Raw genomic sequence first — 14127 nt, forward strand, 5'->3', positions numbered from 1 at the left:
TCTGCGAGCTATCAGAGCACAGGAAAATGAAAAAACAAGGGCCGGTATCACGAAATGATACCGGCCCTTTGAAAAATCGATCTGAAGTCGCAGATTACTTTGCGCGATTAACCGCATGAATGTTCAGCATTTCCCACGCCATGGTCGCCCCCGCAAGCGATGTAATGTCGGAAACATCATAGGGCGGGGAAACCTCAACCACGTCACTGCCAATCAGGTTCACGTGACCTCCAAGACCACGCAGGATCGAGACGGCCTGATGGCTGGTCAAACCACCAAGGACCGGCGTGCCGGTGCCCGGTGCATAGCACGGATCAAGGCCATCAATATCAAAGGTGATATAGGCCGGGTTATCCCCCACCGTCACCTTGATCTTTTCAACAATGGCGTCAATCGACATCGAATGAACATCCGGGCCATAAAGGATGTTGAACCCGTGGGTGGATTCATTATGGGTGCGAATGCCGACCTGAATGGATTTCGACGGATTGACGATGCCCTTTTGTGCGGCATGCCAGAACATGGTGCCGTGATCGATACGATCACCATCATCTTCCCAGGTATCGGAATGGGCATCAAACTGGATCAGCGAAATGCCATCGCCATACTTTTCGGCATGCGCCTTCAGGATTGGGTAAGTCACAAAGTGATCACCGCCAATGGTCAGCATCTTGGCACCGGACTGGACGATATCACGTGCGTGATACTCGATCATTTCCGGCAGTTTTTCCGGATGGCCCGGATCAATAACCATATCGCCATAATCAATCACCGCCAATTCGGCAAAGATATCACGCCCGGACGGGAAATGCGGTGCCCATGCAAGGTTGGTCGATGCCCGACGCACGCCCTGCGGGCCCAGACGCGTACCCGGGCGGCTTGAAGTCGCAAGATCATAGGGAATACCGGTCACCGCGATATCGATCCCTTTCAGATCACGGGAATAGCGGCGGCGCATAAACGACAACGCACCGGAATACATCGGCTCGCTGGTGTTTTGATGCACAGATTTTGCCGTGAAGGCGTTATCACCACCCTTGGTGTCAATGACCCCGGTGCTGCTCATATCGTAATCCTTCCCAATTCCTTGTCCCGTTCCCGGACGCTGCCCATCAGCAGTCAACAGGAAGCGGTTCCTCAAACGTTGCCCAGCGCAATCCAGGTTGATTTGACTTCACAATATTTGTCCAGCGCATGCAAGGAACGGTCACGTCCGGTACCGGACTGTTTGTAACCGCCAAATGGCATGGTGATCGATCCGCCGTCCCAGCAATTGACCCAGACAAGACCCGAACGCAGTTTCTTCGCGGTCAGATGCGCCTTGTTGATGTCACTGGTCCAGACAGCAGCGGCCAGACCATATGGCGTATCATTTGCGGTCTGAACAGCTGCTTTCCAGTCCTTGACGGAAATAACCGACAGAACCGGGCCAAAGATCTCTTCCTTGGCGATCGTCATGTCATTCTTGATGCCATCAAAGACGGTCGGCTCAACATAATAGCCACCAGATTCGGTGCGAACGCGCTTGCCCCCAGTGCGCAAAACGCCACCTTCGCTGGAGCCCTTTTCGATATAACCAAGAACGCGGTTCATCTGGCTTTCATCGACAATCGCGCCCATCTGGCTTTGCGGATCCAGCGGGTCGCCCGGCTGCATTTTCGCACCAGCAGCGATGACTTTCTCGATGAATTCGTCCTTGATGCTTTCTTCAACAATCAGGCGCGAACCGGCGGTGCAAACCTCGCCCTGGTTATAGAAAATACCGCCCGCAGCAGCCGCTGCCGCCGCATCCATATCCGGGCAATCAGCCAGAACGATGTTCGGGCTTTTGCCACCGCATTCAAGCCAGACGCGCTTCATGTTCGACTGACCGGAATATTGCAGGAACAGCTTGCCGACTTCGCCGGACCCGGTGAATGTCACGCAATCAACATCTTCATGCAGACCAAGCGCCTTGCCGGCCGTCGGACCAAAGCCCGGAACAACGTTCAACACACCTTCCGGCAGGCCAGCTTCGACCGCGATTTCCGCAACACGAAGGGCGGTCAACGGCGATTGTTCGGCTGGCTTGAGAATGATCGAGTTACCCATCGCCAGTGCCGGGCCCAATTTCCAAACCGCCATCATCAGCGGGAAGTTCCACGGCACCACAGCCGCGACCACACCGAGCGGCTCACGGGTGATCATGCCGATTTCATTCGGACCAGCCGGGGAGATTTCATCATAAATCTTGTCGATCGCCTCGGCGTACCAGCGGATGCATTTGTAAGACAGCGGAATGTCATCGCGCGCAGCAAGCGTGATCGGCTTGCCCATATCAAGGCTTTCAAGCAGGGCCAGCTCGGCCGCGTTCTTTTCAAGCAAGTCGGCAAAGTGAAGCAGGATCGCCTTGCGTTTTGCAGGTGCGGCTTCCGACCAGCTGCCTTTTTCAAACACGGCACGTGCAGACGCCACCGCGCGATTGACGTCTTCGACGTCGCATTCGGCAACCTTGGTCAGGACCGATCCATCACGCGGGCTGATGCAATCAAATGTCTTGCCCGAGGCCGCATCAACATAGGCGCCGTTGATGAAGGCCTTGTTGCGGAAATCAAGGGCTTTGGCCTGTGCACTCAGCTGTTCAAAATTCATCTGATTGGTCATCGTAAGGCTCCTGACGGATGGCGCGTTTGGATATTGTTCAAGGTTGATCGTTGCATAAAGGCATTGTGCCCCAACGATCTGTCATCAATATGACGGAGGCGTCGCCGCACTGACGACTTCACATTCCCCGTCACCGACATTTCGAAAACGATGCGGAATTTCCGCATTGAAGTAATAGGCGTCACCGGGGCCGAGCACCTTGACCCGTTCACCGACGGTGACCTCAAGCTTGCCGCGCACCACAACACCGGCTTCCTCGCCCTTCTGGACAATCAGGTTGTCACCGGTATCGCCGCCCGCGGGGTATGTTTCATGGAGCACGCGCAGGTTACGGTCCTTGCGCGATGCCCCGACAAGACGCATCGACATCGTCCCGTCGGAAAGTTCAACAAGGTCTTCTTTCTTGAAAAAGATTTCTTCACCGGTATCGAGATCGATGGTGAAGAAATCAATCAAGCTCATGGGAATGCCGGCCAGAACCTTGGCCAGACTATCAACAGACGGGCTGACCCGGTTCTGTTCAATCGTCGAGATCGTGCTGTTTGTCACACCGGCACGGCGCGCCAGTTCACGCTGCGACAGCCCGTACATGCTGCGCACCGCCTTCAGACGATCCCCTACCTTTTGCGACATTCCCGTCTTTTCCCTGTTGAACTTTATTGTTGTTTTGTTTGGTTAGACCGCGTCGAGATACCAGCGATATTCAAGCTGGGTCACCTCGGCGAAGAATTCGTCATATTCAGCGCGACGACAGATATCAAAGACTTCGACAAAGCGTTCGCCAAGATAGTCCTTGACGATATCGCCGTCGACAAACCGGTCGAGAGCGGAAATCATGCTGCGCGGGACAATCTTGCCCCCATGCTGCTCATAGCCATTGCCAACAGTCGGCTCGCCCGGATCAAGCTTGTTCTTAAGCCCGTGATGCATCCCGGCCAAAACACATGCCAGAACCAGATACGGGTTGGCATCGGCCCCCGATACACGGTGTTCAACGCGCGCGGCCTTCGGGCTGCCTGCCGGAATACGAAGGGCAACCGTACGGTTATTCAAGCCCCAGTTCGGCGACATCGGCGCATAGGCCTTGTTCTGGAACCGGCGGAAGGAGTTCGGGTTGGGCGCAAAGATCGCCATGCTTTCAAACATGCTTTCCTGCAGCCCGCCAATCGCAAAGCGCAGATTGTCCGAGACTTCCTCGTCACCGACCGGTGACAGAACGTTGTTGTCATCCTCGTCACGCAGCGACACATGAATATGCAGGCCATTGCCCGCCTGATCGGAATAAGGCTTGGCCATGAACGTCGCGGTTACCCCGTGATCCCAAGCGATCCCCTTGACCACGCGCTTGAGCTGCATGGCGTGATCAGCAGCCAACATCGGATCAGTCACGTGACCAAGATTGATTTCAAACTGCCCCGGGCCGGCTTCGGCAACGATGGTATCGGCCGGAATGCCCTGACGGTTGAGTTCCGCCACCGCGTCATGCAGGACTTTTTCAAAATCCTCGATCTGCTGCAGGCCATAAACCTGCACACCATCTGATGCGATCCCGCCGCCGAGTGGCTGAGGCGGTAGCGGTTCGGCGGTTTTTTCGTTCTGATCGGCGAGATAGAATTCAAGTTCAAGCGCAACGGTCGGATAGAAACCGTCAGCCGCCATGCGGTCCACAACCCCCTGCAAGACATTGCGCGGATCGGCAAAGAACCGGCTGCCATCAAGGTTATGCAGGCTCATCATCACCTGTGCGAGGGGCAACTCACCATATGGCACACGGCACAGGGTTCCCGGGATCGGTTTTGCCAGATTGTCCTGGTCACCGCTCGACCAAAGAAGGCCCGTACCTTCGGGGTTGTCACCGGTAATATCGACCAGGCACATGGAGCCCGGCAGGGTTACACCCTCGGTAAAGCTTTTAAGGAATTTCTGTTTGCTGATTCGCTTGCCGCGAAACACGCCGTTAATGTCGGGAATGAGCAACTCAACAAGTTCGACATCCGGATTTTCTTCAAAGAAACGTTGGGCATCTACCCTACTGTCTTCGACGAACGACTTGTTCATCGTCTTAATACTCCCAGAAAAGGCCTGTTCTTAATCGTTTGGCATCGTGCCGCGCCGAAATGCCCCGGTCAAGCCCCTTCGTTCGATATATCGTGCAAATCGTGCAACGCACAATTTCCCAGGCCAACAGCAAACCATCACACCTGAATGCGCTATATCAACCGGTGGATAACAAAAACCAGCCTTGAATTCCTCAAAAATATTGTCGAAAAATCCTCTTGCAAAGGTGTTCGAAAAAACGAACACTGGCATCAGATGTTCAACATATCGCACGAAAGCAGAGCAGCCCCGCTGTCAGGAGACGTTATGAATAATTTCGACAAAACCGCCTATTGGCAAGATATTGATCAGGCTCACCACATTCATCCGTTCACCGATACGGCGGACCTGAACAATCGTGGCACCCGCGTCATCACGCGTGCCGAAGGCGTCTTTATCGAAGATTCCAACGGCAATCGCTATCTCGATGGCATGGCGGGTCTGTGGTGTGTGAATATTGGCTATGGCCGCAAGGAACTGGCAGAAGCCGCCTACAAGCAGATGCAGGAACTGCCGTACTACAACAACTTCTTCCAGTGCGCGAACACCCCGGCGATCGAGCTTTCTAAGGTTCTTGCCGAAATCACGCCTGATGGCCTGAATCATGTGTTCTATGCCAACTCCGGCTCGGAAGCGAACGACACCGTTGTCCGCATGGTTCATCAGTACTGGAACCTTAAGGGTAAACCGGAACGCACCCACATCATCAGCCGCAAGAACGCCTATCACGGCTCCACCGTTGCCGGTGCGTCGCTTGGCGGCATGTCGGGCATGCATTCCCAGGGCGGTGCGCTGGTGCGCGACATTGTGCATATCGATCAGCCGTACTGGTACGGCGAAGGTGGCGACCACACCCCGGAAGAATTCGGCCTGATTGCGGCGCGCAAGCTTGAAGAAAAGATCGAGGAAATCGGTGCAGACCGCGTTGGCGCCTTTATCGGCGAACCGATCCAGGGTGCCGGTGGCGTGATCATTCCGCCGTCAACCTACTGGCCGGAAATTCAGCGTATCTGCAAGAAATACGACATCCTGCTGATCGCTGATGAAGTCATTTGCGGCTTTGGCCGTACCGGCGAATGGTTTGGCAGCGACACCTTCGGCATTAAGCCGGACCTGATGCCGATGGCCAAGGGCATGTCATCAGGTTACCTGCCGATTTCGGCTGTCATGGTTGGTGATCGCGTTGCCGATGTCCTGATCAATGACTGCGGTGAATTCACCCACGGCTTTACCTATTCCGGTCATCCGGCCTGTGCGGCGGTGGCGCTTGAAAACATTCGCATCATGCGCGAAGAAAAAATGGTCGAACGCGTCAAGGACGAGATCGCCCCGTATTTTGCCAAGGCGCTTAAAACCCTTGAAGACCATCCATTGGTCGGTGCGGTTGAAACGGTCGGCCTGATTGCCGGTATGCCGCTGGTCGATGACAAGAAAACCCGCAAAGGTTTTGATAATCCGGGAACGGTCGGCACCATGTGCCGTGATGCCTGTGTTGCCAATGGCGTGATTATGCGTGCGTGCGGTGATCGCATGGTGCTGTCTCCGCCGCTTTGCATCACCAAGGAAGAAATCGACGAGCTGATCAAACGCGCGCGTGCCGCCTTTGACGAGACCGCGAAGAAAATCGGCAAGATGTAATCCGGTTTTGATCGCATCGACTTAAGAAAATACCCGGCATGAGCTATCATCGCCGGGTATTTCGATTACAGACAAGACCACTCCGCCCCACATAAGACCAACGCCCCAAAAGAGCCCACCATGCTAAAACGCATCTATCAACCCGCCGCCTATCGCACTGACACCCTGCCTGACAGCTATTGGGTGGAAAGCGCATCCCCCCTTCCCGCCTGTGAAACCCTGCCCGAAGAAGGTCAGCTTAAAGCCGATATCGCCATTATCGGTGGCGGCTATTGCGGCCTGTCGGCGGCCTTGGAACTGGCAAAAAATGGTGCGGACGTTGCGGTATTTGACGCCGGTCGCTCCGGATGGGGCGCATCCGGGCGCAATGGCGGTTTTTGCTGCATGGGCGGCAGTGGCAAGGGATTTGGCGCACTGGCAAAGACCTTTGGCAATGACGCGGTCAAGCAGTTTGCCCATCACCAACGTGACGCCATCAATCTGGTTGATCGCCGTCTGAGCGACTGGAACATTGATGCGGATCGCCATTCGAACGGTGAAGTGGTTCTGGCCCATAAACCCAATCGAGTGGCGGAGCTTAAGCACGAAGCCAAGGAACTCGCGCATTTTACCAACATCAAGACCGAGTTTCTTGATCGTGATGCGCTTACGGAACGCGGCCTTAATGCGGCGGAAACCTATGGCGGTTTGCATGTCAAAGCGGGCTTTGGCATCAACCCGATGAAATATGTTGCCGGCCTGCATGAACAATGCGTGCGTGCCGGTGTTCGGATATTCGAACAGGCCACCATCGAGCGGTTCGAGGAAGATGGCGATATCTATCGCCTGCATGCTGGCAACACCAAGATCCGTGCCAACAAGATCGTTATTGCCACCAATGGCTATAGCGCGGAAAACCTGCCGGACTGGATTGGCGGGCGTTTGATGCCGGTCTTTTCCGGCATCCTGATTACCCGCCCGCTTCGCAAGGACGAGTTGGCAAATCAGGGCTGGACGAGCGATCTGATGGCGTTTGATAGCCGCATCCTGCTGCATTATTTCCGCAAGCTTCCCGATAATCGCTTCCTGTTTGGTGGACGCGGCGGCATCACCGCAACGCCCAAGGCCTTTGCGGCGGGCAAACGCGACCTTCTTGATAACTTCAAACGCATGTTCCCGGCCTGGCAGGATGTTGCCTTTACCCATCACTGGAACGGACTTGCCTGCCTGTCACAAAGCTGGCGGCCTTATATCGGACGGGTTCCGGGGCATCATGATGTCTGGACGGCCCTTGCCTGGCATGGCAACGGGGTTGCGATGGCAAGTCTGGGTGGCAAGCTTTTGGCGGAACGGATGCTGGGCATCAGTGATGATGAGGATATCGGGGCTGTGATGACCACCCCGATGGGCAAATTCCCGATGCCGGCCTTGCGCCGTGTGGCGCGGTCGGTCGGGTATCGCTATTACGGCCTGCATGACCGGTTTGCCTGATCTGTTTTGATCCCCAAAGTGATCTGTTTGCGTTCGACGATAAAGTGACATATGTCATGTCGAGTGATCGCTTTATGACTTAAAGCCATTTCAGTTGACGCGCAGAACAGGCCCAAACCCATGTCCGAAAAACAGCCAACCCTTGCCGAAATCAAGGAACGTCGCGAAATCGCAACGCACCGCATCAAGGAAGATACCGGCATTGATACGGACATGATCAAGAACATCGTGCATGGCTTTTACGCCAAGGTGCGCGGTGACGAACTTCTTGGCCCGGTGTTTGAGGAAAAAGTCGATAACTGGGACCATCACCTTGATCGCATGGTCATGTTCTGGTCATCGGTTGCACTTGCGACCGGACATTATGACGGCCGCCCGATGCAAAAGCACTTGCCGCTTAAAATCACCCGACATCATTTTGATCGCTGGCTGCAACTGTTTGCCCAGACGCTGTCGGAATATTGCGATGAACCGGCTGCCAAGCATTTCATGGAACGTGCGCTTCGCATTGCGTCGAGCTTTGAAATCGGCATCGCCGCGCATAATGGTGTGATCCTGTCCAAGGGTGAACGCTATGATCCCGTATCAAATTGGGAACCAAACTGATCCCCGAACGTTACGTCATCAAGGCTATTTAACCACGTGCTTCCGAGACGGGGGCATGCAGCCTTTTGTCAGCTACGTTGACAAATTGAATCGATTGCGATTTCATTTGGTTATGGGAAATGCTGGAAGACTGCGAAAATACAGTACTGATCGCGACGTCAAAAAGACGCGCCGCAATGCGGCACCCGGCATTCAAAAAATCGGATACATCTGGCGTAACACCCCTGCCCCTTCTGGTTCGGGTGACGCCGTGCGTTTTATGGAACCGTCAGCAGCCGTTTTGCTTTCAGTCTCCCGATCCGGTTTCCCAAAACATTCACGACGAGACTTGAGACGCCGAAACGGAGAGCCTGCACATGTGGTCAGTGATCACTCTTATTGTCATTTTGCTGATTGGTGTAATCGCCTACACCCTCTATGGCCATCGCCATCACCTAACCCCGAGCAAGGGCAAAAAGATCAACCTCTCAGAGCGCCCCAATAGCGCGCTTCTGATTGTTGACCTGCAAGAGGATTTCACCAACGCGACCGGCAAGAATGCCTATGCCCCGGATATGGTCGAAAAACTGATTTCCGCGATCAATGGCCTGGTGGAAACCGCCAATGCCAACGGATCGCCGGTGATTTCGATCCGCCAGACATTCCGTGGCTGGTACATGAACTTCCTGATGAAACTGCTCAATGATGGTCGCGGCAGCCCGACATCCAAGGGACTTGATCTTGACGCGCGCCTGAATGGCGACATCGACCATGACATCGTCAAGTCCCGCGCCGACGGCTTTAGCGAGCCGGAACTTGATCGCGTTCTGGACCGCCAGAAGGTTGGCAAGCTGATCATTGTCGGTCTGGATGGGGATTACTGCGTGAATGCAACCATGCAGGCCGCCCTGAACCGCGGCTATGACGTTTCACTTAGCGATGCCACGACGCTGGCCCTCAAACCTGACAGCTGGAAGAAAACCAAATCGAAACTGACCGCACGCGGTGCATCAGACGGATTGGACGTGGCAGCAACGACGCCCGTCCCCGACAATGACGAGAATTCGGATCGCGCTGATGAGCGTGCGCGTGAAAGCGAAGACCGCAGGCGCGATACGGCGTAAATCGCGGCTGCGGCGTCGTCTTAAAGCTTGTCGCGGATCGAATACCACAGCATGGCGGCAACCAGCATCGGGAAGCGCAACATCTTCCCGCCCGGGAAGACTGGCGTTTTGATATTGGCCATCACATCAAAGCGTTCCATGGTGCCGACGACCGCATCGGCCATGATCTGCCCGGCCAGTGTCGCCATCGCCACCCCGTGACCGGAATAGCCGGTCGCGGTGAAGATGTTGTCATCAACCTTGGCGAAAAACGGCATGCGGTTCATGGTAATTGCCAATGTCCCGCCCCAGCCATAATCAATCTTCACGTCTTTGAGCTGAGGATAGACCTCCAACATATGCGGCGAAACAAACGCCTTGATGTCTTTGGGGAAGGTATAGCCATAGGTTTCCCCACCGCCAAACAGCATGCGTTTATCGGCACTGAGCCGGTAGTAGTTGATCACGAACTTTGAATCCGCCACCGCAACATCATCGCGGATCAGTTCGCGCGCCAGATCATCGCCAAGCGGTTCGGTGGCGATGACGAAATTGTTGATCGGCATGACCCGTTTCGCCACCCGATCTTCCAGTGCGTCAAGATAACCATTGCAGCCAAGGATCATCTTGTTGGCCGTCACAACTGCACCATTTGCAGTTTTGACCGTGACCTTGCCCCCATGATTTTCATAGCCGGTAACGACTGCCTCTTCGAAAATTCGCGCCCCTGCTGCGCGTGCGGCATCCGCCAGACCGAGTGCAAAGTTCAGCGGATGCAAATGCCCCGCTCCCATATCAAGCGATCCGCCATGATAAAACTCGGTTCCGACCATCTCGCGCATTTCAGCGCGGTCAACAGAGCGGATATCTTGATAGCCATATTCGGTCTGAAGCTTTTCGGCATAGGCATGGGTATCTTCGACAAAGCGCGCACGATGGTCGGCATGCAAGATGCCCGGTTTCCAGTCGCACTTGATGTCGTGCTTGACGATCAGGGCTTTGACGATGTCCTTGGATTCTTCGGCGATATCCCAAAGTTTGCGGGCATCATCGCGCCCGACCATCTTTTCAAGTTCATCCTGTTCGCGGCGCTGGCCCGATCCGACCTGCCCGCCATTACGCCCAGACGCACCCCAGCCAACGCGATGGGCTTCGAGCAAAATCACGTCATAGCCGCGCTCTGCCAGATGCAGTGCCGATGACAGCCCCGTAAAACCACCGCCGATCACCACAATGTCGCAGGTCTGATCCCCTTCAAGCTTGGTAAACGACGCAGTCGTATTGGCCGTCGCGGCGTAATAGGAGTCAGGATATTGGCCTGCCCGGTCATTGGCGGTCAGCAAATTCGGGGTGAACATGAGGAACCCTCACATTTGTTATTGGGGCGCATTGAATGTGGGCTTATCCTGCCCAATCCGCGCGCCCTATCAAGGAAAAACTGCCGATTTTCGGGCCCCAAACCCACTTTTCACCGATTATGCCAATACCAACCAAGCAAGAGATTAAGGATTGCGTAAAGCGGCCAACAAAGCGCGATACCTGCAGCGGTTATTTCCGCGAATTTCGCACTGCAGCACTTTTAAAATCAGAGTCTTATGGCTTTTGACTGACCGCTTCGACAATGCGAATAGATGTTTTGGTCGCAGTACAGCCGCCACTCGCCGTATAGCGCAGACTGGGATGCATCATGTTGCCAATCTTGACGGTCCGCGCATGACGGGGCCGATGACGGAATTAAGCAGACTGATTTCTTCCATGGCAGTACTTTTTTGTTGAGCGCTGTATGTCACGGGATTTGTGTACATATGCCATGCTCCAATAATTGAGTGGGAGCAAGACTCGAAAGTCTCTGGTAGACCAAGTTCTTAACCGTCGATTTCAGAGGGTAAAGGAGATAGCTCACCCTCAGACTTTTCAACATTGCTCCAGAGTTTTTCGTAAATCGCAGTCGCTGCCAACGAAGCACCAATACCCACAGCGAAACTAAGAATAAGCCCACCTAAGTATAGATGTATTTTATGCCACCACTTTGGTTCGTACGTAGGTGCCCACGTAACGTTATTGCAACTTAAACACTTAATTTTTGTACCGTAGTTGATGTTTGTTATATCGAGCTTTTCCTCGCAGTTAGGGTTGGGGCATTTAACCTCCCTAATTACTCTTTGCTCTACAGTGAGGGGATTATCAGGAATCGTTTGAGGAAGGCTCGTTGCCCCTGTCATGCATCCCCCCCCTTATGAGCCCCAAACGACCACCGACCAACCAGTCGTTCCGTGGATCGAAACGCAAGAGGATTGCCATTATGCTCCCTTGTTAGGAACACAAATTTCTCTAAATCGTTGTATACGCCAACTATAATAGGCCCTAGTGAACGCTCAACCGCGTCATCGTCTGCGACCCCCTCTTCCACAGCTTGAGCAACCTGTTCAAAGAAATTCAGAACGCTGACTAAAGCATGATAATGCTCTCTATTTTTAACGAAGAGGTCTGCGTACCTTTCTGCCTCCAGATACACTATCTCCCTCGCACCCAGAGAACTATATACGTTCAGTAGGACCCGCATATAGTCATGCTCTGTCCAAGTCTGAACTAAGCTAATTGCGTATTTTATGCGCTCTTTTCGTTCATAGCGTCGGTAAACAGCTGAGGCTTGCGTAGCAAGAAACAATAGTACTACCGCTATCATCATATTTGATGACGCCGCTATCAGCTCTGTTGGTCCCATTCTCTCGACTATATCAATCATACAACCACAACCTATTACGCGCCCCAAGAGAATACATTTAGACCAACCTAATGCAACCCAAAAGAGCGGTCACCACCATTAGCACCCTCAGGGTGGAGCCTTCATGCAAGAGATTTGGCTATTTCCACAATTCAACTACCGCTGTTTGGTTTCCCATTCCGGATGCACGAAATAGGGTGCATTCGACGGGGCCAGCGGCGTTTTGCCACGAATAATGTCGGCTGCCTTTTCACCGACCATGATGGTCGGCGCATTAAGGTTACCGGTCACAATTGTCGGCATGATTGAACTGTCGACCACGCGGAGGCCTTCAACGCCATGTACACGGGTATTCTCGTCCACCACTGACATCTCATCACTGCCCATCTTGCACGAACAGGACGGGTGGTACGCACTTTCGGCGTGATCGGCGACCCAGGCATCGATCTGCTCATCGGTCTGGATATCCTTGCCCGGGGCGATTTCACCACCACTGAGATCGGCAAAGGCTTCCTGAGCAAAGATTTCACGGGTCAGACGGACTGACGCACGCATTTCTTCCCAATCTTCCGGGTGGCTCATATAGTTCGGATCAATGATCGGACGGTCCTTCGGATTAGCGGATGCCAGACGGACCGTGCCGCGCGACTTGGAACGCATCGGGCCGATATGGGCCTGGAAGCCATCCTTTTCTGCCGCCTTGGAGCCGTTATAGTTAATCGCAGCCGGCATGAAGTGGTATTGCAGATCGGGATGTTTCACGCCCGCCCTGGAACGGATAAATCCGCCTGCCTCGAAATGGTTGGTCGCGCCAAGGCCGGTTTTGAACAGATACCATTCAACCCCGATCTTGAGCTTGTTCCACCAATCGAGCTTGCTGTTGAGGCTGATCGGTTTGGTGCATTCCATCTGAACATACAGTTCCAGATGGTCCTGAAGGTTTTCACCGACACCGGGCAGATCATGGACAACATCAATGCCATGTTCACGCAAATGCGCCGCCGGACCAATGCCCGACAGCATCAGAAGCTTGGGCGAGTTGATCGAACCAGCCGAGATAATCACTTCGCGATCAACGACCGCACGCTTGAGCTCACCTTCATGAGTGAAGTCGAGACCAATGGCACGTTTTCCTTCGAAAACAACGTTTTGTGCCAGCGCCTTGTGGTAAACTGTCAGGTTCGGGCGCTTCATCGCCGGATGCAGATAGGCGCGTGCGGTTGACCAACGGCGGCCCTTATAGACCGTCATGTCCATGGTGCCGAGACCTTCCTGGCGATAGCCATTCTGATCCGGGGTGAATTCATATCCGGCCTGCTGACCGGCCTTGATCCATGCTTTGTGCAAGTCGTTCTGGCACGCACCGGTGGTCACATGCAGCGGGCCATCGCCACCATGATACTCGTCACCTTCGGTGTCTTCGTTGCGCGTATTGGCGCGGCGGAAATATGGCAGGCAGCGCGCATAATCCCACTCCTTGAGTGCTGCGTCCTCTTCGGCCCAGCGATTGTAATCAAGGGCATGACCACGCACATAGGCCATGCCATTGATCGAGCTTGAACCGCCATAAACGCGTCCGCGCGGGGTTTCCATGCGGCGGTTATTGAGGTTGGGCTGCGGCGTTGTCCAATAAGCCCAGTTATAGGTTTCCGACTGCATCGGATAGGACAATGCAGTCGGCATATGAATACGCCAGTCCCACCAATGATCCTTCGGTCCGGCTTCGACAACCAGTACCTTGACTTCAGGGTCTTCGGTCAGTCGGTTGGCAAGCACAGCCCCTGCCGAACCGGATCCGACAATCACATAATCATAGTTTTCAGTGGTCGTTGGGGTCGTCATTTCTGATCCCTTGTTTGGTCGTGC

The 14127-nt window shown here is 54.3% G+C and carries 11 protein-coding genes; 4 read left to right on the forward strand and 7 right to left on the reverse strand.

Going from position 1 to position 14127, the window contains the following annotated elements:
* Positions 1–94: 94 nt before the first annotated feature.
* The 4 genes from speB to ACXAIA_RS08960 form a co-directional block, all read right to left on the reverse strand.
* On the reverse strand, positions 95–1066 hold the full coding sequence (speB, locus tag ACXAIA_RS08945) for an agmatinase (protein ID WP_475349008.1): 972 nt from the start codon (positions 1064–1066) through the stop codon (positions 95–97).
* A 71-nt stretch (positions 1067–1137) separates the two neighbouring features.
* Positions 1138–2643, reverse strand: coding sequence for an aldehyde dehydrogenase (locus ACXAIA_RS08950; RefSeq protein ID WP_475349009.1), 1506 nt, complete (start codon positions 2641–2643; stop codon positions 1138–1140).
* Between the two features lie 84 nt (positions 2644–2727).
* Positions 2728–3276, reverse strand: a complete 549-nt coding sequence (locus tag ACXAIA_RS08955; protein ID WP_062954488.1) for a cupin domain-containing protein — start codon at positions 3274–3276, stop codon at positions 2728–2730.
* Between the two features lie 42 nt (positions 3277–3318).
* Positions 3319–4701 (reverse strand): glutamine synthetase family protein, encoded by a 1383-nt coding sequence (locus tag ACXAIA_RS08960; protein WP_475349010.1) that lies wholly within the window; start codon positions 4699–4701, stop codon positions 3319–3321.
* Between the two features lie 306 nt (positions 4702–5007).
* Here ACXAIA_RS08960 and ACXAIA_RS08965 point away from each other — a divergent pair, with 306 nt between their 5' ends.
* From ACXAIA_RS08965 to ACXAIA_RS08980, 4 genes are all read left to right on the forward strand, one after another.
* Positions 5008–6378 (forward strand): aspartate aminotransferase family protein, encoded by a 1371-nt coding sequence (locus ACXAIA_RS08965; RefSeq protein ID WP_475349011.1) that lies wholly within the window; start codon positions 5008–5010, stop codon positions 6376–6378.
* Between the two features lie 120 nt (positions 6379–6498).
* Positions 6499–7848, forward strand: a complete 1350-nt coding sequence (locus ACXAIA_RS08970) for an NAD(P)/FAD-dependent oxidoreductase (RefSeq protein ID WP_475349012.1) — start codon at positions 6499–6501, stop codon at positions 7846–7848.
* Positions 7849–7968: 120 nt separating this feature from the next.
* Entirely contained in the window at positions 7969–8454 is a 486-nt protein-coding gene (locus ACXAIA_RS08975) for a group III truncated hemoglobin (RefSeq protein ID WP_475349013.1), read from the forward strand.
* A 356-nt stretch (positions 8455–8810) separates the two neighbouring features.
* Complete coding sequence (locus ACXAIA_RS08980) at positions 8811–9557, forward strand: cysteine hydrolase family protein (RefSeq protein WP_475349014.1); 747 nt, start codon at positions 8811–8813, stop codon at positions 9555–9557.
* Between the two features lie 20 nt (positions 9558–9577).
* On the opposite strand, the gene ACXAIA_RS08985 is transcribed toward ACXAIA_RS08980, so the two are convergent.
* The 3 genes from ACXAIA_RS08985 to betA form a co-directional block, all read right to left on the reverse strand.
* A complete protein-coding gene (locus tag ACXAIA_RS08985) occupies positions 9578–10894 on the reverse strand; it encodes an NAD(P)/FAD-dependent oxidoreductase (RefSeq protein WP_475349015.1) in 1317 nt (438 codons plus the stop codon).
* Between the two features lie 860 nt (positions 10895–11754).
* The gene (locus ACXAIA_RS08990; RefSeq protein WP_475349016.1) at positions 11755–12282 is read right to left on the reverse strand and encodes a DUF4760 domain-containing protein; all 528 of its coding nucleotides are present in this window, start codon (positions 12280–12282) and stop codon (positions 11755–11757) included.
* A 135-nt stretch (positions 12283–12417) separates the two neighbouring features.
* Positions 12418–14103 (reverse strand): choline dehydrogenase, encoded by a 1686-nt coding sequence (gene betA, locus ACXAIA_RS08995; RefSeq protein ID WP_475349017.1) that lies wholly within the window; start codon positions 14101–14103, stop codon positions 12418–12420.
* Positions 14104–14127: the final 24 nt, after the last annotated feature.

This window comes from Thalassospira sp. ABL2_045, from assembly GCF_056161285.1.